18 protein-coding genes, 6 pseudogenes and 1 other annotated feature are annotated in these 22,170 nt (G+C 37.5%); of the genes and pseudogenes, 1 reads left to right on the forward strand and 23 read right to left on the reverse strand.

The genetic code is table 11. From position 1 onward, the window contains the following. The coding region (locus tag XI25_RS24280) for an IS3 family transposase (RefSeq protein WP_046680651.1) at window positions 1-261 on the forward strand (261 nt) is incomplete at its 5' end. Window positions 262-968: 707 nt separating this feature from the next. Here XI25_RS24280 and XI25_RS24285 read toward each other — a convergent pair. The 23 genes and pseudogenes from XI25_RS24285 to XI25_RS33510 form a co-directional block, all read right to left on the reverse strand. Beyond that, window positions 969-2,831: pseudogene (locus XI25_RS24285) on the reverse strand (alpha/beta fold hydrolase). Between the two features lie 72 nt (window positions 2,832-2,903). Next, a pseudogene (locus tag XI25_RS24290) lies at window positions 2,904-3,458 on the reverse strand (TetR/AcrR family transcriptional regulator). A gap of 295 nt (window positions 3,459-3,753) precedes the next feature. Beyond that, window positions 3,754-3,861, reverse strand: a pseudogene (locus tag XI25_RS37040) (ArsA-related P-loop ATPase); the annotation flags it as partial. 387 nt (window positions 3,862-4,248) lie between these two features. After that, window positions 4,249-4,971 (reverse strand): alanine--tRNA ligase-related protein, encoded by a 723-nt coding sequence (locus tag XI25_RS35925; protein ID WP_327204858.1) that lies wholly within the window; start codon window positions 4,969-4,971, stop codon window positions 4,249-4,251. Further along, window positions 4,940-5,068, reverse strand: a complete 129-nt coding sequence (locus XI25_RS35930) for a hypothetical protein (RefSeq protein ID WP_268794574.1) — start codon at window positions 5,066-5,068, stop codon at window positions 4,940-4,942. The genes XI25_RS35925 and XI25_RS35930 overlap by 32 nt, the downstream gene beginning before the upstream one ends. Continuing rightward, a pseudogene (locus tag XI25_RS35285) lies at window positions 5,025-6,101 on the reverse strand (alanine--tRNA ligase-related protein). The gene XI25_RS35930 and the pseudogene XI25_RS35285 overlap by 44 nt, the downstream one beginning before the upstream one ends. 96 nt (window positions 6,102-6,197) lie before the next feature. Further along, window positions 6,198-6,441 (reverse strand) — a binding site (T-box leader). A gap of 599 nt (window positions 6,442-7,040) precedes the next feature. Further along, complete coding sequence (locus tag XI25_RS24305; RefSeq protein WP_235440237.1) at window positions 7,041-7,487, reverse strand: GNAT family N-acetyltransferase; 447 nt, start codon at window positions 7,485-7,487, stop codon at window positions 7,041-7,043. 1,978 nt (window positions 7,488-9,465) lie between these two features. Further along, window positions 9,466-10,064: pseudogene (locus XI25_RS24315) on the reverse strand (chloramphenicol phosphotransferase CPT family protein). Window positions 10,065-10,264: 200 nt separating this feature from the next. Further along, window positions 10,265-10,633 (reverse strand): hypothetical protein, encoded by a 369-nt coding sequence (locus XI25_RS24320; protein ID WP_046680654.1) that lies wholly within the window; start codon window positions 10,631-10,633, stop codon window positions 10,265-10,267. 639 nt (window positions 10,634-11,272) lie between these two features. Beyond that, window positions 11,273-11,989 carry a nucleotidyltransferase family protein gene (locus XI25_RS24325; protein WP_046680655.1) on the reverse strand — a complete coding sequence of 239 codons (717 nt, stop codon included), beginning with the start codon at window positions 11,987-11,989 and terminating at the stop codon, window positions 11,273-11,275. Window positions 11,990-12,601: 612 nt separating this feature from the next. Continuing rightward, window positions 12,602-12,790 carry a hypothetical protein gene (locus XI25_RS35290; RefSeq protein WP_235440239.1) on the reverse strand — a complete coding sequence of 63 codons (189 nt, stop codon included), beginning with the start codon at window positions 12,788-12,790 and terminating at the stop codon, window positions 12,602-12,604. Window positions 12,791-12,794: 4 nt separating this feature from the next. After that, window positions 12,795-13,685, reverse strand: coding sequence for a nucleotidyltransferase domain-containing protein (locus XI25_RS24335; RefSeq protein WP_235440241.1), 891 nt, complete (start codon window positions 13,683-13,685; stop codon window positions 12,795-12,797). Between the two features lie 155 nt (window positions 13,686-13,840). Next, complete coding sequence (locus XI25_RS24340) at window positions 13,841-14,107, reverse strand: CD3324 family protein (RefSeq protein WP_046680656.1); 267 nt, start codon at window positions 14,105-14,107, stop codon at window positions 13,841-13,843. 806 nt (window positions 14,108-14,913) lie between these two features. After that, complete coding sequence (locus tag XI25_RS24350) at window positions 14,914-15,318, reverse strand: hypothetical protein (RefSeq protein WP_046680658.1); 405 nt, start codon at window positions 15,316-15,318, stop codon at window positions 14,914-14,916. 47 nt (window positions 15,319-15,365) lie between these two features. Continuing rightward, complete coding sequence (locus tag XI25_RS35295; protein ID WP_235440243.1) at window positions 15,366-15,725, reverse strand: hypothetical protein; 360 nt, start codon at window positions 15,723-15,725, stop codon at window positions 15,366-15,368. Between the two features lie 230 nt (window positions 15,726-15,955). Next, window positions 15,956-16,330, reverse strand: coding sequence for a hypothetical protein (locus XI25_RS24360; protein WP_046680659.1), 375 nt, complete (start codon window positions 16,328-16,330; stop codon window positions 15,956-15,958). Between the two features lie 588 nt (window positions 16,331-16,918). After that, window positions 16,919-17,319: pseudogene (locus tag XI25_RS32490) on the reverse strand (phosphotransferase-like protein). Between the two features lie 379 nt (window positions 17,320-17,698). Beyond that, entirely contained in the window at window positions 17,699-18,304 is a 606-nt protein-coding gene (locus XI25_RS24365; protein WP_046680660.1) for an SGNH/GDSL hydrolase family protein, read from the reverse strand. Between the two features lie 1,137 nt (window positions 18,305-19,441). After that, a complete protein-coding gene (locus tag XI25_RS35300) occupies window positions 19,442-19,849 on the reverse strand; it encodes a copper amine oxidase N-terminal domain-containing protein (RefSeq protein ID WP_235440245.1) in 408 nt (135 codons plus the stop codon). After that, window positions 19,836-20,078, reverse strand: a complete 243-nt coding sequence (locus tag XI25_RS35305; RefSeq protein WP_235440247.1) for a stalk domain-containing protein — start codon at window positions 20,076-20,078, stop codon at window positions 19,836-19,838. Before XI25_RS35305 ends, XI25_RS35300 begins: the two co-directional genes overlap by 14 nt. A gap of 115 nt (window positions 20,079-20,193) precedes the next feature. Continuing rightward, a complete protein-coding gene (locus XI25_RS24375) occupies window positions 20,194-21,438 on the reverse strand; it encodes a stalk domain-containing protein (RefSeq protein WP_235440266.1) in 1,245 nt (414 codons plus the stop codon). Between the two features lie 25 nt (window positions 21,439-21,463). Next, window positions 21,464-21,613: a hypothetical protein gene (locus XI25_RS35310; RefSeq protein ID WP_235440280.1), complete on the reverse strand. Its 150-nt coding sequence runs from the start codon at window positions 21,611-21,613 to the stop codon at window positions 21,464-21,466. Between the two features lie 19 nt (window positions 21,614-21,632). Next, window positions 21,633-21,800, reverse strand: a complete 168-nt coding sequence (locus XI25_RS33510; RefSeq protein WP_160308954.1) for a hypothetical protein — start codon at window positions 21,798-21,800, stop codon at window positions 21,633-21,635. Window positions 21,801-22,170 lie beyond the last annotated feature (370 nt).

Genomic DNA, 22,170 nt, shown 5'->3' on the forward strand with positions numbered 1-22,170 from the left:
ATGGATGCGTTGTTAAAGACCTTTAATATTGGTCGTTCGCTGAGCATGAAGGGATGCCCTTACGACAACGCCGTTGCTGAAGCCACCTACAAAGTAATGAAAACCGAGTTCATAAATCAAATCAATTTCCAAAGTCTTCACCATCTAAACGTAGAATTATATGATTATGTGAACTGGTTCAACAGGCATCGAGTTCATGGCTCACTAGGTTACATGACACCAGTTCAGTACAAAGCTGCAGCCCTTAAAAAAGTTGTCTGATTTACTGTTGACAGTCCAGTACAAGTTCTTGTCCCTCGACAGTCGTCGAAATAAAATAGCCTCCGTTATAAAAAAAAACGAAGGCATCTACTCATTAGTAAAGATGTTTTTGAAACTTCTATTTATCTTTTGTAGACATAAGATCAGAAAATATAGCTCTTATCAATTCAATATGTGCTTTGTCGTAAGTCAGAATGCCGACTTCCTGCAGTAGATACTCACTCTTGACAGGAAACGGTTCGAGGTGAATTGTTAACATGTACTCATTATCTACTATAATACGAGTTCCTCTGACATCAGAGAATTCCTTAGTCGCAGCACTCTTTTCATTTATCTTCCCTATTTATAATTGGCTTATTGCCATTTCACTTGATAAGAGTACTTATAAGCGTCCATTTTTTCTAACAGCGAATAACTTGAAGATCACTTTCCATCAAAATCACCTCTCTGTATCTTTCATAACTGAGATTATCTTATATTTTATTTGCTATACAAATTTATTCAATCCCCTCAGTCCATTTAATTAGATTATACCAAAATAATCCAAACCCCTGTTGAACTATTCTCCCCTTAGCCATCCATGTCGCGTACAATCAACACTACACCACAGAAAATGAAAGATTATTACGTTCTTTCATGGGAGTTTAAGTATATTTCTTCAAAAGACACAACGATCTTACTACCCACTTTTTATTTATCCCACACACTCATCTGCTAGTACTACTATTTTTTTATTACCAAATTAGCCGTTTCACTCGGATGGTTAAGAGGAAAATGATGACCATATGGAACAAAATCAACCTTACCCAGATGCGAAGGAGCAGAATAGCCTCTGTCAGAATCCCCCCAAATAATGTGAAGATTATACTTTGTTACTTCATTGAAATCACCTTGAACGTTTTTCGATAGTAAACTGTTAAGCTGAACGGTAGTATTTAAAATTCTAGGAGAAGTAAAACTTTTACTTATTTTTTCAATATAATGTTCAGGGATGCTCTCTATACTTTCAAATAAACCATTACTTAATAAATATCGCTCTATCAAATTAGTAGTTGCCAATTTCAATGTCCATTTGTTCATAAATTGAGGAACATATATCGATTTAGCATTTTTTTTTAGCAATAGGTGGCTGAAGTAAAGTAATTGTATACTTCTTATCTATGTACTTTTGTACTAATGCTTCCAAAAGAATATACGCACCAAATGAATGGCCAATTAGATGGGCACCGTTAGTAGCTTTCTCCAATAACTTTTTTAATACATTCAAATAGATATTTAAAAGATTTTTCTCTCGTTTAAAAGGAGAACGTCCCAAACCTGGAAGATCCAAGATCCATACAGGTTGACCCGTTTTTTCATGAAGCTCTTGCGCTAAAGGAAATAAATCCTCTCCATCACTCAATAAACCATGTAATAAAATAAACGGTTTCCCCTCTCCTTGTAATTGGTAAAGGGCATTGTTATCGCATAATGTTCGCTCAAATAAATGATGATGCTCACCATTTTGATACATCAATCGATAATCCAGATCAGCTACTACGGCAGGGAAAAAGTTCATGACACTCATCTTCTTAAACCAATCTCCCCCCCTCATGTTTTTCACCGAAACATTTGAAAATGTTCGTTTTGTTATAAAATTCAGTCCATCAGAAGGAATGTTTGTTATTTTACTTACTCCACTTTTCATTATTGTTTTCATAAGCGGCATTGGAACAGAGATTTTTGGTGCCCTCATATTCATACTTACCGACATAACACTTAATAATTCAGCAATGTTCGGATCGTTCTCTTTGTCTTCAACAAGTGTATATGTTTGAATAGCCGGCTGCTCCAATTTGAAAACCTGCACAATAAACTTCGCAAACTCATCGTTTGAAATCAGTGGCAACCTATATCCCTTACCTCCAGGAATCACTGGCATGAGCCCTCTTCGCATACTTGTCACAAGCAAACCTAATCCTGCTATCTGCTCTGTACTCCCTGTTTTACTACTACCGACCACAGTTGGCGGATTAATGACAGACAGCGGATAACCTACTGCTGATGCCTGTTGACGGATATAAAGATCTGCTAAAAAATTTTGTTTTCTCATATGGATTTTTTTATTTTCAAATAATTGTTTCCTTCTTTAAACACATCAATTGCAATCTTGCTATTTTTATCATCAAAGGGACTCATATAACCTACAACATGAATAAATTGCTGCAAGCCCTTCAATTGGTGAATACTTTTAGCGAATTCACTAATATGTTTGGCACCATTCAAAAATACAGAAGCTGCCTCTTTGCTTGTCGCTTGAATATCCATGGAGCCTCCTGCGTGAATAATCACATCCGTTTTCAATACCAACTCCTTATCTTCAGCACTTAGACCTAAGTCTATTTTTGTCAAATCACCTTCAATAAACTGCATAACTGCCTTTTTTTAAGATGCCTCTTTCCTGAAAAATGTGTGTTGCTTTACTTTTCGACCTCACTAAAAGAAGAATGTTCACATCCTCTTTGGCTAATTCATTCACTAATTGCTTTCCAATAAAACCTGTTCCACCCGTTAAAAAATACTGTTCTCATAAAAATCCTCCTTGTAGTACTATTTAGTACTAATTTGATGTAAAAAAAAAATGCTTCTTTTACCGAAGCAAGTTAAAAAAAATGATCTGCTGTTTTCGTGATTACTGTTGCATCCTCCAGTGTTTCTGAAATAAATAGCGCTCCTTCAAGATTTGTAATAAAAAAGAGATGCAACCTCGTCAATATTTATTGTCTTTCTAAATTCACCATTCTCTACCCCTTGTTTAAGTAATGAGAAACTTTCGTTTGTAATCCATTAAAAAAAAAGACCTATTTTCTCTTTTACTTTTGTGGCATTTGTAGGACTTTGAATATAAAGCGTAATAAACGGACAGCTCCCCCTTATATTCTCTCGTCTGCACTCCTTGTGATAATTGCTTTAAAAAACAGTTGGATACGATCTTCAACTAATAATTGGTTTTGAGATAGTAAGCCATCAATTGCAGATTGATACATTTCAATCCAATAATCAACTACCCCTTCCAACAATTCTTCCTTATTAGAGAAGTGATAATACACATTAGACTTTGAAACTTTGCTTACACGAACTAATTCATCCATGCTTGTATAAGCAAACCCTTTTTCTAAAAATAATGATGCAGCTACTTCAATCACACGTTTTTTGATTCATTAATTTTACCTTTGTCATAATTAGTACTGTACAGTACTACAATAGGTATTGCAAGTATTTTTGTTAGTTTAATAAAAAAATTGATCAAAAAAGCTATACTTTAATTGATTTTACTGCTAAAAATTAATTTCATTTTAAACAAAGTTGAACTGAACCCCAAAACTGTTTTGGATGCTTGCAATTTTTCAATTGTGTTTTAACGCTAGGTTCATATATTTTTAAAAAGAAAACAAATATGTTTTTTTTGGAAGATACATACGAATTTATTTTTTGTAGTCACTAAATTGTTTAGATGGCTATTGATAGGCTACAAGCAACAGATGTTTTTCCTACGCCCCCCTTCCCCGTAAAAAACAGGAACGGGGTGTCAGGGAAATAACTTCTTGTAAAACGTTCCATTTTAGGTATCTCCTTTTAGTGACAAGCGTACTTTCGGCTTTTGTAATAGTTCTTCCTCTGAAAGTCCTGACCAATGTGAAAATTGGAACATGTTCTTATCCATTTCGGCAATCGGTACAAGTTCTTGTCCTTGGCTCGGGACAAGAACTTGTACCGATAAAATAAAAAAGCCGCTAAAATAGCGACTTTCAATGGGACCATGTTCTTGTCCCTCGACAATTTAATCCGAATTGCTTTTTCTTTGAATACTGTGCTCCGGTACCGCCAACCGATTGCCGGATTTATCATTCATCATGGATTCCCGGCAACTCATAACGTTGTTACAAATGGCAATCCTAAAACATCAGCTATTGTTCCGCGTTTTTATTAATTACTCCTTTAATCCTTCTAACTCCAGCAGCAGAAGATTGTTCTTTTTTTAATACTGAACTTTCCTAAGTTTGTTGTATCTTCTACATGAGGTCCTCCACATACTTCTCGACTCCAAACTTTCCCTTTGTTATCTTTGATTGTATACACCTTAACGATATCCGGATATTTATCCCAAAAATTCCCTTCAACATTACTTTCTTTCGCTTCAATTTTAGGCATCTCTGAAATATAGGTAACTGCTTTTGATGAAATCGCATCATTCACATACTTTTCCACCTCAGCTATTTGCTCTGGCGTAAGTTTTTCATCATGGTTGAAGTCAAACCGTAATCGTTCTGAAGTAATATTACTACCTTGTTGATGAACATGATCACCTAAAACTTCCCTTAAACCAGCAAGTAATAAATGAGATACCGTGTGCAGCGCTGTTGTTTCTGTTGAATGTTCAGCTAATCCACCTTTAAATTTACCCGCAGAAGCAGTTCTGCTCTTTTCAGCATGTTTCTTTGCCGCCTCTATATAAGACGCCTTGTCCTCCATGCTATATCCACTTTCAGTTAGAAACTCTTCCGTCAACTCCAAGGGAAACCCATATGTTTCGTAAAAATAAAAGGCATCTGCACCTGTAACTTTACCCTTATTCTTAAGATGTTTTTGTATTTCAAATTCTCCTTGCTGTAAAGTTCTATAGAAAAGATTTTCTTCCTTATTTACTATTTCGATAACTTTCTTTTTTATTACCGATCAAATCTTCATAAGCTGTTGCTTCATCAATATAAACTTCAGACAAATCACCCACAAAACTTCCTTGTATACCTATTTTTTTTACCTGCACGAATCGCCCTTCTTAATAACCTTCTTGTTATATACCCTGCATCACTATTAGCTGGCTCCGCACCATCATTAATTAGAAAAGTAGCCGCTCTCACATGATCAAGTATGATTCTAAACGACTTTAAATCGTCAGTATATTGTTTACCACTTAACTCCATCAATTTTTTTCTTGGGATTAAGGAAGAAAGCCGTATTATAAATATCCTTGTCACCATTAAGGGCTGTTGCAACCCTTTCTAATCCGCCTCCATAATCAATATTGGGATTTTGCATTTTTTACAAATCCTGTGTCTTCTTTTTTTGTAACACATAAATACGTTGTTCCCAATTTCTAAAAACCTCTCGCTTACAGAAGCAGGATGATCCAGTGAATCACCGCCTGGTTCAAGATCATAGAACATTTCACTATCAGGCCCACCCGGTTCACCAACAGGCATATCCAATGGACTTCCGGCTCGACTCCACCAATTTTCTTTTTCATCGTATAAGAATATTCTTCCACCTCTAGATGCCCCATATTGATAGGGATCATCTTCAATGATAGGTTCTATACCAACTGATTTAAATTTTTCTGACCAGATTTGAATGGCTTCCGTATCTTTCTGTATATTCAAATCATCACTTCCTATAAAAGCACTGATATACAGCCTGCCAGGATCAATTCCTAATTCGATAATATGCCAATTCCAAATAGCATCGATTTGCTTTTTCTTATAGTTATTTTCATTTGCTTTAAACTCCCATCGACCTATCATTTCAAAAAATGTCAGATGCGACGTATCTCCTACTTCATCAATATCCACTGTCCTTAAACACTTCTGAATATTAGCAATCTCATTACCTATCGGATGCTTTTCCCCCAATAAATATGGAACCATAGGTTGCATTCCACTTCCTGTAAACAACGTTGAGGGATCATTTTCTGGTAACAAGCTAGAAGAGGGCACTTGGCTAGCCCCTATTCCTTTCATAAAATCAATATATGATTTTCTTAACTCATCTGGTGTCATTTTCACCATGCTCAATACCTCCATTTCAATTATTATTTATTCTCGGAAAATTATTTTGCAAATATTCAAAAGAGAAGAAATAAAAACAAAAAAAGCCCTAAGCTGACATATTTCTTGTCAACTTAGGGCGAACTATTATGTCCGTGTTACCACCTAATTTCAGATTTCTCTGCACTCTATCAATACGGGATATCTCCGATATTGTTTCCTGAATAACGGTGGAACTCCGTTGAAGCCTACTAAGATTCCTCTGTTCGGTTCACAGCTCCGAGACTGCTTCACTATTAGATCAATGAAGATTCGCACCAACCATCTTCTCTCTGTGAGATCCCTAATACCTACTATTTCTCATCATAGCCTTTTTCGTTTTAAGTTAAACCAATGCTATCACACTCAACTTGCTCCGTCAATTAACATTTGTGTTAAATTCTGATAAGGGGGGATTAGTTAATCTGACCTTTTCTTTGAAGGTTATTGCTTGTTAAAGAGATAGGATTCATTCGTTGATAAACTTCTCAAATTCATTTTTCAGCCAATGCTGATGGGTTATTGATCCAGAAGGAATAGGTATCCACCAAAACACAATTCGTAAGAACCAAGAACTTTAAACAACACTAGGTGTGCTTCTGAGAGAGGGCGTTGCTGGACAATTACCTGGAAAGCGGTCAGCAGGAGGACTTCCGTCAGCCTTTGATTTGTCCGAAACAGTTCGGTCAGAAACTTGTTCGCAGTGGAGCCTCACTAGCCATAACTGCCGTACTTTTTATATTCGCAATTGAAAACGATTGAGAATCAAGATTATCTCTAAAACTTGGAATTTATCAATTTGACTTTCATAATAGCATTTAAAGGCATATTACATTATCAATTGTTTTTTTATTTTGTATTATGCTCATTTTGTTCGCTCTACAGAATACAGAAAAAAATTCCATATCTATATTCCTAAAATTCTTAGTATCTTTATCAATAATATTCATACCGTTTCGAACAGCAACTTTTTTGAGAGGCTATATTTGTGTCCCTAATAATAGAATAAACCCTATTTGCATTAAGAACTGAGAAAGCGTATTCCTTGCAAGCAATTGCCGCTTCTGTTGCGTAACCTTTGTGCCAATACGCTTTTTGAAACAAAAATCCTATTTCCAAAATTTCTTTTTCTCTCCAGCCTTGCATTGTCAAGCCACATTGACCAATCATTTCGTTTGTTTCTTTTAATACAACAGCCCAAAGTCCAAAACCATACTCTTCATATCTTTTAAGATGTCTGTTAAGCCAATTTTGTGCTTCTTCTAAGTTGAATGCACTTTCATAAGCAGCACGCATTACTTCCTCATCACACAATATTCCGCACAATGCATCATAATCGGACTGCACCATTTCTCTAATTATAAGACGTTTTGTTTCTATCAAAAATCTCCCACCTTTCTATCATCTCCATCCCCCAATTATTTACTTAAATAGATTCGACATTGTTTGATATCACACCTTGTTCAAGTACCAATAATTCGCTTTATGGACATACCTAGCCGCCTCTGTTCGCCTCTCCTCAAAGAGTTGTTCCATAACAATGTGAAAAACTGTCATGCATCATGGTGTTATTGAGGTTTTAACTACATATGCTTATTATTTAGATGATCATCTAATCGGTAATCGGAATATGTTCTTGTCCATTTCGGCAATCGGTACAAGTTCTTGTCCTTGGCTCGGGACAAGAACTTGTACCGATAACAATAAAAAAGCCGCTAAAATAGCGACTTTTCAAGAACGGTTCTCATCGAGCTAATCTACAATTAGTGCTCTCGGAGTTATCCATAATTTTAGTGATTATGTAGGTATCTGTGTCATCTATATATTCTTTTGCCGATTTCGATTGAGTTAATCTTGATTTGACTTCTTCAAGTATTTTTTATGGCTTCTGCTAGTTTTTAAGGAATCTTTTTTTATTTATAAATGCAGATAGGTTAACATCAATAATGTTTTTGATTTCTTTTTAGTTCAGGATCTTTTCTTGTTGCTTTTGCAGTATTTCCATAAACCAATGAAATCGATTTGTAACTGACTCACTTTAAGTGCTGAATTGTTTCTTTTCTTTAGACCCACCAGTGCTAAATTTACTGAATAATATATGTTTCTTATCTTCTTAGATTCTATTTTATTCTTACGATCTTGATAATACTGTCCAATAGTATCAAAGATGATATATGATAAAAAATGCTTCCTTTATTGTAGGAAGAAGAATATTCATTGTCTTCGCGTAATCATTGTAAACAACTTCCTGATTAATCATATTGCCGAACCAAGACATGAACGGATAAAATAAATTGCCAAATATACCAGATGTAAATAAAGTTAAATTTGAGAAGACATACACTCCTCCAGCAATCCAATACAAACCTATCCTGAATTTAAATTTAATATACAATATAAAAAATAAATATAAGCGCTACGAAGTAAAAATGATCCACTTAAGATAATGGAATCTAAATTCGATAATTGTTTCATGTAAAATATAACATTAGATATATCCAAGTGTTTATTATTCAAGTAACTCATGAATGCATCATTCTTCACTAACTCTTCCTTGAGTAAATCTTCATCTGCTAGCAGATCTGAAAACAGCTGTTGTTTAGTAGAGGGAACCTCCTTGTTCTGTAAATCTAGAATCGTTTTTATAGTGGTAAGTACTTTCGTTTGAGAATCGACTTTCTCCGAGAAGTATACATCCTCTGCAAATTTATCTTCTGTAGCAAACCTGTAATATATTCCAGTATCAACGTAATTAACTACATTGAAGAAAAGCATATACGTTAAAAAAACATGCAGGAATATAGAGCACTACCATCAAAACTATAACAAATAACAATTTTGTAGATCTGTCCATGTAACTACTCCATCTCACAATCTCAAAAGGGTATTTTTTTATTATTGTACTTGCCCCCATAGCATAAAAATTTTTTTTAGTTTATGTTAGTCTCATAAGCTTCCGTTTAATAAATCAAGACTAATATTGGATTATGGTCTAATTTTACTGTATAAAGTTGGACATCCGATCATAGACGTTTTTACCATAGTAGATCTTTTTTCAATAAAGTGTTTCTAGTATATATCGGTCAGTCTCTATTTTTGATGAATAAACATATTATGCCTCTTGAAACATTAAGAACATAACCATCTATTTTATTCCTTGTAAAAATCTAGGCTAAGCTATATAAATATAGCGTAATAAAATTAGCTCAAAAAACCGCCGTTTTTGCATCCATCTCACTAACATAAGTTATTTTTGAACAATTCATAAACCCTTCGCTTAGTTTTATTATTTACATTCTTACTATTTATACAAATTTATAGCCGCAATGCTTAAATATGTTTTTTCTGATGGGTTCGCCTTCTATGAAACACTAATCTCTCTTTTACTTAATTTCTTATATACAGAGTAATCCTGATCGGACTTAATAAAACTCAATATTTTTTTCTGCACATTCGGTTGGACTCAACTCTTCCGTATTTACTTCAAGATCATATTCATTATAGGAATATACTTTTTCGAACTGGGAATGTGCTAGTCCAATCAATCGATCTCCCCTGCTCTGCTCTCTTCTTGTGAGTTCTTCTTTCGAGCATAATACGCCTACAAACAATATAGGAAAATCAGAAAGTAACTCATGAAAATCATTAAACCGCTTGTCGTTCTCGATGACGGTATCAACGATGACATTCAAACCCATTTCGGAGAACAATTTAATGGTTGCATAGTATACTGAGGCTATGGGATCAAAAAGTATTTCTGCGACAACTTGATCATCCAATTCTCTTGTAGGTTCCATATCTGGATATGTATTATCAATAAAATGATTGTAATTACCGAAAAAATCATCTATAGATAAATGATGAAATGGAATCTCTTTCTGATTTTTTTAGTTCCATAGAAATACTAGTCTTTCCTGAACTTGAAGTTCCGTTCAATAACACAATAAGTCCTTGCTTCAAACGAATCACCCTCATTTCAACAAATTTTGTTAAATTACTCAACTGATAAAATATTCGAGAAACGATTCAACTATCCTGCCCGTTAGCTTAATGAACTAGAGCAGTGAAATGTAGTTAAATGCTTGTTTAATCGGTAATCGGATCATGCTCTAATCCCCCGACAGATCTTTGTGGCCGACTGCAGCTGGTTGTTTTTTTTACTATTTCTTTTTCTTCTTTTTTCCATATAGGGCTAGCTTCAGCAAATTTGCTCCGTCTTTTTTGATAAATGGAATGGTTGCAATTCCTAATACGACGATATAAATAAATGCAACTGTAAAACAAGTTGAGGTAATTTTAGTGAATTGGAACAAACTCTGAGTATCCGTAAAATAGCAAATTAATTTCAGGAAAAATATGTTCAAGGCTATGGAGGCCAAAGTGACAAAACCTGAGATTGTACGTTTCCCCTCATTTTCAAATTTTTGGGCACGAAATATCATCGACCAGAATAAAGCTGTCCATAAATAATATAGAACAACAATCAAAAACCAAATAAACCAGAAAAATGCATAGATTAACAAAAGCATGTCTCCAACTCCCTTCTGTGTTAAATCGTAGCTTTATGGATGATATTGCTGTTTGGAGGAAATCTCTTGATGACCATTGTGTTACTTTCAATTACAGATTACTCTCAGCCTACTTCCACAAGCTCCCGCATATATTTTAATTCTATTGTAAAAGATTTTACTGTAAGTCGGGGAAAACAATCGATCGACACTCCACTAAACTGCCCGTTAGCTTAATGAAATATAGTTAGATAATTATCAAATCGGTAATCGGAACTTGTTCTTGTCCTTTTCGGCAATCGGTACAACTTCTTGTCCTCGGCTTTGAGACAAGAACTTGTACCGACAAAACAAAAAAAGCCGCTATAATAGCGACTCTCATTGGGACTATGTTCTTGTCCCCCGACAACCTTTGTCCCTATCTTCGGCAAGAACAGTTAATTATCCTGCCCGTTGGATTGGCTGCCGTTTCTCTGTCCTTTATTGATCTATCGTGTCCCGTTAGCTTAACGACCTAGTCTCTTATCTATGTACGGTTCACCGTAATGTATCTAAACACAAGTAAAGTTTGACCACAATATTTACATCAGTCTACAAAGACAAAGCCACTCCCGACATGGAGTGGTTTCATTGGATAGAACCCCTGTGTTTTATCTATAATCAAGAGCATTCTTTGAAGTTGGCTACTCGTTTTGATATTCCTGTAGCTATATCTAATAATGCTATAAGTACATCTGTTGGTGCTAAGGTAATATCTTGATTAAACTTCTCTTTATCGAGAACCCATTCTACTGCTTTGGTTTGTGGTAAACCTAAGGACAGATTTAAGAGTTCCTTAAAGTTTCGTGGGTAGTTTTGAATTATTATATATCGCTCAATTCGTAAAGCCACACACAAGGGTTTCAACACCCATCTTTTAAGTCGTCCATCCACTAAATTTTCCACAGGTTCTTGTGCAGTTATATAATGTCGAATACTCATTATGACTTCAGAAATGATATTTTCAAACAAAGGAATAAATTCTCCTTTGGAAGGTTTTGTGCCAAAGTCTTCACCGTACATCACTTTTGATTCAAAATATTTAATTGGTGTAACAAAGGCTCTGCCAAACCCTTGACGAGTGTATTCATCCACCGTCATACATTGGAGATTCAATTCAAATTTATTATATAGAGAAGGGAGTTTTCCAACAATCTCACCAGTCGTTATCAATTCCCATGATGTTAAATTTTCAAATAAACAATAAATGTCCATGTCAGAATCTTCGGTATTATCTCCTCGTACATAACTTCCGCACAAAACAATGGACTTAATGTTATCACCAAACGTTTCCGTCATTTGTTTTACAAATTGAGATATTAGATATTCGGCGTCCAATTCATATCCCTCCTTTTGCGCTATTGTTCCTCGTTAGCTGAATCGCTAAATTTTAATAAACCTTGTCCCATCATCTTTGCGGTTTCCAAATAAATCCTTCTCTTTAACAATCATATCGCTACACTGACCCGAAGGCCCCAGATGTATCTGATGCTGGTTTTCATCATTCGGTGCTACCTCCTTTAAGGATTTGGGACAAAGAGTTAATTACCCTTTCCTTTATCTCTACGGGAATTCGAGGACTCAACGTGATCAGTACATCATCGTTGACCTTGACCGTTTCATGATTATTGTTGGGCTGATAAAAGGGCATGAGTTCCCCGATTTTACGAATTTCTTCGACTGACATGGTGCTAAGCTTTTCTTGGACTACCTGCAAGGACTCGCCTGCCTTTGACAGAGTACGGATTGCGCGAAAATAGTGCCCGTTAGCGTAATGCTTCCGCCTTTTTGCTCGTTCAAACTCTTTATGTAAAAACTCTTTAGCCGTTCCTCCAAATGAAAAAGACCGTATAGAAACTAATTCTACACGGCCCTTCAAAAATCCTATTTTATTGGATAGATTGTCAACAGTCACGTTTCCGCGGACTTATTACGAACTGGGATATAAGATCAATGATTGATATAATGGGCATATAATTGCTCGAAGGTTGTAAAACGTTTGACTTCTCTGCCGACCTTACCATATTCGTCTACATATTCATCCATCATTTCAAGGAACTTCTCTTTCATTACTGGTAAATCACTTGCATCAAAGTACTGCATGAGATCAAATTTCTTGGTTCCTTTCTCCGCAACCATTTCATCAAGATATCCTTGTGCTCCAAAGGCCGAAAGAAAGGCATAGGATGCATCGTTCGTTTTTAACACTGTTCAAGATTTTATTGCGGTAGTTGCACCACAATTCTTCGTAAGTTCCCTTCAGATTATCAAAAGTCGGAGCAGGTTTAACAATGAAGTTATCACACATCTTGCTATGTAACCTCGTAACGCTATTCAACATATTAAATGAAGTAATTCGGATATCCTCAATGGTATGAGCTTCGATGACTAACATGTATAAGGATTCGAGATCATCCGGAACATAGCGATACGAGCGTATTTCTTCTAAATATCGCTTGATTCCTCGTTTGATGCATGTGTTATTCATGCTGACCAAAGCATTGACCAGATTGTACAGAACGCCGGCAGATGCATGTCGCACTGAACCGATATTATCACCCAGCATCGTATCGCTGTATGCTTGCTTAGCCAGATCGATCCATTTTTTTGCTCGATTAAGACACGCTTCTCCTATCGGCTCAGCAAGCGCATCAAGAGCTTTTTGCCTAAAGTCGTTCAATTTCTCCAAATCCTCAGGCTTTGCATAATAGAGAATTTTGAGCTCGGTTAGGCTCGATACGTTAGGACTCTCTAAGATGGATTGCGCGTGTATTCTTGTATCCCATGGCGTGCAATAGATGTCATAGCCAACGTCATCTAAGATGAAGCAATCGGATATTTCCCATCCCCTTTCTGTATTATTAATGATAATTAAATCAAGATCGCTCTTCTCGTGAAAGTCTCCGGTGCTAAACGAACCAGTAAGCCCAATAATTGCGATATCGTCTAGAAAATCTCTTCTTGCGCGTTCGATCACCATGTTGATCAGCAGTTCATTTTTGTCCAGCAGCTTCTTCTTTATGATTTCGTTCATTCGTTACACCCCTTCGTATGAACCGGCCGTCCTTCATCACAACAACCTCAACTAGAGTCTATCGATTTAGAGGTGCGGTTGCTATGTATAAGTTGATTTAATTCATCTTTGCACAAAATCCGCTAAACCGTCGATATGACGATTTAGCGGATTCATTAGTTCTTTTTATAAATAATTTTCTTTATGCTTTCGCAGGACAAGAAATACCGATCCGCCAACTCCCTTATGCTGACTCCATTGCGGAATAGGGATTGAATCTCGGCGTTTCGAGCAGAGACCATACTTTTGCTACGTGTTTTCTCGCCCCACTTTAAGTGTGCCTCTTTGGGTTTTGGGATATAAACCAATTCGCCTTGAACGTATTCTTGAATGATACGAAGCAATTCTTCCGGAAAAATAAACTCGGCTTTTGAATATTTCACGTGCCTCACTCCTTATTTAATAAATCAATAAGGTGCAAAGCCAGTTAGAAGAATATTACGATTCGTCGTTGGCAATGTGATTGTTCCTAATCTCTATGCAAAGCATTGCCATATCCTTCACTGGCTTTGCATAGAGCCATGCATGTAAGAATCCTACCCCGATTGTTTTCAATAGCCTCACCTCCATAAAAAAATAGATGTCTGCTATCTGCTATTATATCAGAGCTTTGTTGTTCAAGTGTTTATGAACCATGTCTTTTATGGCTGACACGGATGTACGCTTATATTGAAGTCCCAGCCGAAGCACTTTCAATTGCTCCCTGCGAGAGAGGTGCTTGAACCGAGGTCCTGCTTCAAGAAGCGCTGGATGCATCGCCCAGCTGTTTGCCGGGGGCCGTTCCCGTTTGATGTACGGTGCTTCATATGGCAAATTCGGCTTGCGCATACATACATGAATCCTCAATGAGCCAGAGCTCCTGTTGATCCACGGCACTAGAAGACTGATACCTATGAAGACGGCTGGATCATTAAAAAATTATCATACAAAACGAATTTCTACTCTGATTTTTCACCGAAGAGTTAAACTATCCTGCCAGTTAGTTTAATAAAAGGGCGTCTGCCGCCGTCGATAAAATCATATCGGGAATGTATCAATGTTCTTGTCATCTGTCGGGAATGTTATCAAGTTCTTGTCATTGTGATTTGACAAGAACTTAATAACATAAATACAAAAAGCCGCTAATCAGCGGCTTCTAATGTTACTATGTTTTTGTCACCCGACACATGTTTGTATAAGCATCTTGCTACTATTGATAATAGATGTCTTTCTGCTTCCAGATGCCATTATCACACTCTATGTTGGATCTTAACTCTACGTTTACATAATCTCCCCAATATCCCATTGTAATAGAGTTTTCAAGTAATGAAATCCACTGTAAGGACACGATAAAATTTTCTATTTTAAAATTACTGTTTTCATAGACCTCTTTACAATAAAGCTGCACTCCATTATCAAATAGATCAATTTTAGATAGAAAGTGTTCAAACATTTGATGAGAGATATTTTGGATACCGTCTACTTCTATTGACCAATCCGAATTGGCAGATTCTAATAGTATTACATCTTTTGATTTATCCGCGTTTTCCCATGCTGTCAAAACTTCATTTGCTGAGAATCTGTTGAATTTAAATAACAGATGTTGTTTTATCATTAGTGTCACTTCCTTTCAAACTTCAATTACCTCTGCTCCTAAATTCATCAAGCGTCTTTTTTGCTTTCTCCTAATGAGCGAAGTTGGACAATATCCCCTCTTTCATTTAAAGTAAAATGTCCTTTGAAAGCATCTGGCATGGCATTATATTGTTTTTCTTCCTGCTCATATGCCTGAATAAAACAAGCATATCCATATTGATTTACTAAATACGGTAGCCCAAAAGCAGAACGAAGCAGCTCATATTCTTGAAAGTTATAAGGGGTGCTTTTAGGACGCTTCATCAGAATTTCTATGAATTTAGACATCAGTTTCTCTACTTCTTTTTCAGTCGCATACTTTGCATAGCCTCGAATTGCAGTCAGTCTCATATCTAGGTAGCGCTCTTTTTTAAACGCTTTTTTCACGGCTAACTCACGAGTGGCATAAACACCTATTGGAAAGAATTTGGAAAAGCAGTTGTTTCAGCAACAACGAAAATTCCCCATACGTAATCATTTGGCACATCATTAACCCTTATCCTTTTAACTTCTTAAACCTAGTTAAATATTCATTGACCAATTGGATTAAATTGCGATAAAAAACAGCCAATCGCTTATCTTGCTCTCCTTGTGTTAAATTGCACTAACGTGTCCCGTTAGTGCAATGGAGTGTCACCTAAATATAATTCTGAATTGTATAGATTGTTTTCTTTAAGAAATGTTTTTAAAGTGTCGCCTTTAATATAGACAGCCACAAAATTATTTTCCTTAGTAAAAACCAGCATGGTTGGATTATAAGCTTGTATCTTCCCAACAAAAATAACTACTTCCGTAACTGTTCCCGTTATCCATTTATTCTGAACTATGTAAGGAGGAGTAAGCGGGAACTTAATCGCTATGCCATCGCTTGGTTCGATTCTTAATGCCCCTGCTATACCGCTTACAGATGAAGACAACCAGTTTTTAACTTGGTTTTGTAAAGAATTTGAATTGGGGAGGGTAAGTACGATCTCACCTTTTTTTAATATCAAACACTTCTGGTCCCTCTGTGGCGTCAACTGTTAGAGAATTATAGCAACAAACTATTCCCACTACAAGCAGCATACAAAACATCTTCATATCAGATTTATACCTCCACATTATTATAAAGGTAACATTCCCCATCTGCCTGATAATAATGACCACCCATTACGCAAAACTGCCCGTTAGATTAATGAAATTGCATGGAAAACATAGTTAGATGCTTATCTAATCGGTAATCGGCTCATGTTTTGTCCTTTTTGGCAATCGGGACAAGAACTTGTACCGATAAAACAAAAAAGCCGCTAAATTAGCGACTTTCTATGGACCATGTTCTTGTCCCTCGACATTTTCTCTCCCTAAGTGTAGAAGGAGCAAGATCTCGTGGATCTTGCTCCTTGTTTGTTGTGTTTTGGTGTTTTGGAATGTGTCTCGGGATTCGTGCCTTTCAACTTCATACTGGATGATCACATGACCGGCTGCCGCTGAGTACATTCAACTATCGTTCCTCGTTAGCTTAATTCCGAAATCCCTCGGGCAGGCCCAGGGGCGATAGCCCCAATGCTTGAAAATATGGTGTTATCTGATGGATACGCCATCTAGGAAACACTAACATTTCTTTTACTTAATTTCTTAAATACCGAGTACTCCTTATTGGACTTAATAAAACTTAATATTTTTTCGGCGCATTCTTTTGGATTCAACTCTTCAGTATTTACTTCAAGGTCATATTCATCAATGCAATATACTTTGCTGAACTGTGAAGCTGCTAGTCCAATCTTTCTATCTCCTCTTGTTTGCTCTCTTCTTATGAGTTCTTCTTTCGAGCATATTACACCTATAAATAATGTAGGCTGATCAGAAAATACATCAAGACACTCATTAAACCACTTGATAAATGATGGAAAAGAATCTCTTTCTGATTCATCAGCTCCATAGAAATACTAGTCTTCCCTGAACTTGAAGTTCCGTTCATCAACACAATGAGTCCTTGCTTCAAACGAATCACCCTCACTTATAAGATTTGTGTATCTTTCAGATAACTTTAAATTGGACAAAGTTTATAAAATTTTCTAAGTCAGAAAATATTCGAGAAACGATTGAACTATCCTGCCCGTTAGTTTAATAAAAGGGCGTCTGCCGCCGTTGATGAAATCATATTGGGAATGTAACAATGTTCTTGTCATAAGTCGGGAATGTTATTAGTTCTTGTCATTGTGTTTTAACAATTAGCGACTTTCAATGGGACCATAATCTTGTCCCCCGACAAGCTTTCACAATTTCTTCTGAATGGTGTACTAAATTGCTTCTTGTTTTATTGAACTATCGTTTCCCGTTAGCGTAATGATTTCTATTCCAATGATTTATATCACATGTTACTACAACCAGGTCCTAACGATTTCGGCAAGCGTTATTTTAGTCGATCCCTCGTCCGAAGGGTGAATTCCATCCGGAATAAGCCGATCGAATTCGGCGGGGGTTACGTCTAACATTCTCCGCCAAACCGGGTAATGGTCTATGAGCAAAAGTCCGCGCTTACGAGCCGTATCTCTATACACCTGATAATATTGCTCAATCAGAGGACGAATTTCTAGGTGTTCCCGAACCGGTGGATTCATGGTCATCAACAGAATTTCGCAATTCTTGTTGGCAGCATGAACTCGATCGATAAGAGCATTCAGGTTTTCACCGCATTTCGTAACACTCGTCTGATAAGGCAAATACGAGTCGTTTATAGCGAATTCCAGAAAAACGGCGTCGGGAGCGAAAGCGATTACACGTTCCTCCAAATTTTCAAGTCCCCAGCCCGACCATTGTGCAGCTTTGGCGCTGTTAGTCAACTTAACTTGCCCCGGAAACCGGCGATCCAGAATCTCCTTTAATCCACTGACCCAAGCGCCGCCTTCGGTTAGACTGGTTCCATAAACGACGATGTGCTGATGTTTGCCGTTTTCCAAATTGCTGATTGTTGCCGATAGGCTCATACTGCTCAGCTCATCCTTCCATTTCTGATTTAGATAAAAGCAGTTTTTTGCTTATTCTATTCGCCCTTGAGCCGCGCAATCCTGCCCGTTTGCTTAATGAGATTGCATGGAAACCCAGTTAGATACTTATCTAATCGGCAATCGGCTCATATTCTTGTCCTTTACGGCAATCGGTACAAGTTCTTGTTCCCTGACATTAAAGGACAAGAACTTGTACACTTTGCCGTAACTTGCCCTTTTCCCTCTTAGATTTCTTCCATCATCGTTTTCCACGTATATGAGCAGAAGACGTTCTGTTTATGCGAGGTGCGTGAGTTTGGAACCAGAGTAGCTGACGATTATTAATTAGATTTCTGTCTAATCGGTTATCGGACCAAGTTCTTGTCCTTGGCTCGGGACAAGAACTTGTACCTATAAAATAAAAAAAGCCGCTACAATAGCGACTTTCAATAGGACTATGTTCTTGTCTCTCGACATTTGTTTGTTGTATTTGGTGTCAAACACTCCTGCGTTAGCTTAGCTTAATGGATCACATTTGTAGTCTTAATGCAACCTACCACCACTTATTCCATTAATCTCCCTTTACTTCAATGCCAGCCATTCCGCTGACTTTCCGGATTCCATCAATCGTTCATTCAGTAAGCAACGTCCTAGTTCAAATTTCAAGAAGCGATGACCTGCCTGCATAAGATGATACTTAACCTTAAGCGTTGTCCATTGCCAGCATGAATATACTTCATAAAGGGCCCCATAACGATGAAGTTCCCCATGAGTCTGCCCAATTTGTTGGGCGAGTTCCATCGCCGGGCTATATCATTTCAAATAAAATTATATAACCATAAAACCACACCATAACTGAATTAAACTGCCCGTTAGCTGAACAAAAGCAGCCGATCCCCGTGGATCGGCTGTTTCAAAAACCTCCTGTGAAGATATCATCCAACGACATCTTAATTCATCTAGCCAAAATCCTGCCCTCGTCCGTATTATGGCGCAATAATTTGTCTGCCCACGTTCACATCGTCTACCTTCCATTGGTTATCAACAAATCTATAGAATACATATCGATCAACGAGCTCGAGATTGATAGGACCGCTTTCAAAGTAAGCCGATTGGTGCATTCTCGCCGCTGTGGTACTACTGTAGGTAATATCGGCCTTTTTTTGTTAGTATAGCGTTATTTTTAATGCCATTACTGTAAATAATCTTGTTTATAAAGGAGTCCGTGAAATAAGGTCTGAAATGTGTTCGGATTTGCGAATAGCTTGACAGATCGGTGGCTTCATTTATCTTTTCATTAAGTACGTTTATTCTCTCTTGACTCATTCTCCAATGCTTGTGCGGCTCTGTATGGATAAAGACCTGTTGCAGACCGATCGTAATGGTTGCTTTTCGTTCTTGTTCGGACCACAGCGCTGTACCGCCAAAGGCTTCAGCAAAAACACGTGCTGGTACATAAGTTGTTCCATTTTCAATTTTTGCTGGCACATCAAGGCTGAAAGCAGCGTTATTTAATAAAGCAGTGCGAGAATTAACATGCAGCAATAGATCTCGTTTGCCACGAATAATCGAAATGCTTTTTTTTTGCCTGGTTCCAAGTCACTTCTGAATTGAATCTCTTTGAAACAGCACGTAATGGAATCAGCATTCGTCCATTTTCAATTTTTCCATTGTCAACCGTATTCGAAAGGTTATTGGCGAAGCTTATCGCTGGATTACCGAGTAGTAAGGTACACACTAAAGAAAGTGTTAGTGCGATTATTGTTTTTTTCATAGATGATTCCTCCCACGGTTCCATTATATCCTTGACCCTAACTCAATTCTTGTTTTTTTTAAAACAAAACCCTCCAGCAAATTATGCCGGAGGGATCAGGCAGTACGTAATGAAGCTATTTTTGCTCAAATATGATTACCGTTTTGGGATTCGCCATGTATTCTACGGGGGATCCTAACAGCTCGGACACTAAGCGTACGGGTATAAACGAACTATTCTTCTTCAACAGTAACGGCGCATCAAATGAAACGGTTTTTCCATTCACGTTTGCTTTCTTCTCATTCACTTTCCAACGGATCGTCGTGTTGTCTTTGCTGATCGTTACCTCTTGTTTGCTTTGGTTCCACCCTACCTTCGAACCCAATCGCTCGGATACAAATCGAATCGGGACATAAGTGCGGCTCGATGCAATAAACGGGGCTTCGCTTAACTTAAAGGAACTCTCTCCTACGTAAGCAGTTCTACTCCCGATCACTAATCGCTGGGCTTTCAGTTGGGAAGACCCATCTCCACCAAGCTTATTGAGAAGTTGATACGTTTTGGTCGTACTTCTTAAATCCAAATAGTTACCGCTTAAATCCAACGCGTATCTAATTGCTCCCGTGTCAAAATGAGGAGGATCGAACGTATGATTTCGAATGGGATTCAAATTCCATACACGGTTATCCGCTAGATGTAAATAATGAAGTTCGCTTAGGGATTTCAAAGGCTCAAGATTGTAAACCAAATTAGAGTTTAGATTCAAGGAAGACAGGTTAGATATTTTTTTCAGTGGATCTAGTTTCTTGATCTGATTGTTTTCCGCGGAAAGAGCCCTCATTAGCGTCATCCCTTCAAGCGCACGGAGATCCGAAATTCGATTGCTTCCGATGTTAAGGCTCATTAAACTTTTGGATAGCGGTTTAAGTGGACTCAGGTCCGAGAATCGATTGCTCGCTAGTTCCAAATTCTTTAGCTTGGTTAATCTGCTCAAGGGCTGAATTTTCGCGATCTGGTTCCCGTTCAGTTGTAACCATGTTAATTCGGTGGCCGACGATAATGCCGTAATATTCGAGATTTGATTATCGTTCGCTTCGAATGTATGCAGACGCCCAAGCTGCTTGATCACATCAATCGACGAAATTTGGTTCCGGTTTACGATCAACATTTCCAAATCCGTCATGGCGGACAAATCCTGAATTGAAGCGATCTGATTGTCCGCAATATCAAGTTCGCGAATCTTAGTCAATGGCTTGAGTGGCGTAATATCGTCAATTTCATTATTGGACAAGTCAAGATATGTCACATTGGAAGCATATTGCAAGCCTTGAATGCTTTTAATTCCTCGTCTTGAAAGATCAAGTAATGTTAATGGTTCCATATCTTTCTGTGTAACAGCCGCATTTTCATCCTTTTTTTAAAATTTCTTTTATTGCTTGCTCCAACTGTTCGTCCTGAAAACTTACTTCCAAGGAAGCCTGCTCCATAGATCCCTGGCCCGGTAAGCTGATCATCATTACCAAAACGAATACCAGCCCTGATAAAGCCTTATTCATTTTGTTCCTATCCCCTCTTCTACTGGTGTCTTATGGTAATGACGATATAACCGATAAAAAAGTTGCGGGCCACTTTTTTCCATTCTGCCACGCTTTGTACCATAGCGACCCAGTCCGGATTCAAAATCATGGCATGGCCAAGCTCAAGCTCGCCATCATGTCTGGCTGGATAGTGCTCAATCTGCACTTACCGTGCTCGCACTCTCCCTTTCTATCGTTGCCTGGGCGCGTTGTCCGAGCTCGGACTTCATGCCTCTTGCAGCAACCATCATTACACCCGCGTCAGGAGAGGCACATTATATTAGATATGCGTCAAATCGGTAATCGGAACATGTTCTTGTCCTTTCCGGCAATCGGGCAAAGTTCTTGTCCTCGACTCGGGACAAATACTTGAACCGATAAGAGCAAAAAGCCGATAAAATAGCGACTTTCAATGGGAATATGTTCTTGTCGTCGGCTTTAGACAAGAACATATATCGTTAAAATACAAAAAGCCGCAAGCTCCGCGGCTATTAAGCGTGTATGTTCTTGTCGTCTTAATTTGTTTCTCTCCCTTC

Source organism: Paenibacillus sp. DMB20 (genome assembly GCF_000987955.1).
Taxonomy (GTDB): domain Bacteria; phylum Bacillota; class Bacilli; order Paenibacillales; family Paenibacillaceae; genus Paenibacillus_AQ.

Excerpts from the sequence above, each read along its gene's own strand:
- XI25_RS24375 (WP_235440266.1), bottom strand. The coding sequence starts at position 21,438 with ATGGAACCATTAACATTACTTGATCTTTCAAGACGAGGAATTAAAAGC.
- XI25_RS24350 (WP_046680658.1), bottom strand. The coding sequence starts at position 15,318 with ATGATAAAACAACATCTGTTATTTAAATTCAACAGATTCTCAGCAAAT.
- XI25_RS35290 (WP_235440239.1), bottom strand. The coding sequence starts at position 12,790 with ATGGTTGCGGAGAAAGGAACCAAGAAATTTGATCTCATGCAGTACTTT.
- XI25_RS24365 (WP_046680660.1), bottom strand. The coding sequence starts at position 18,304 with ATGAGCCTATCGGCAACAATCAGCAATTTGGAAAACGGCAAACATCAG.
- XI25_RS35305 (WP_235440247.1), bottom strand. The coding sequence starts at position 20,078 with ATGAAAAAAACAATAATCGCACTAACACTTTCTTTAGTGTGTACCTTA.
- XI25_RS24335 (WP_235440241.1), bottom strand. The coding sequence starts at position 13,685 with ATGAACGAAATCATAAAGAAGAAGCTGCTGGACAAAAATGAACTGCTG.
- XI25_RS24320 (WP_046680654.1), bottom strand. The coding sequence starts at position 10,633 with ATGCTTTTGTTAATCTATGCATTTTTCTGGTTTATTTGGTTTTTGATT.
- XI25_RS35310 (WP_235440280.1), bottom strand. The coding sequence starts at position 21,613 with ATGAATAAGGCTTTATCAGGGCTGGTATTCGTTTTGGTAATGATGATC.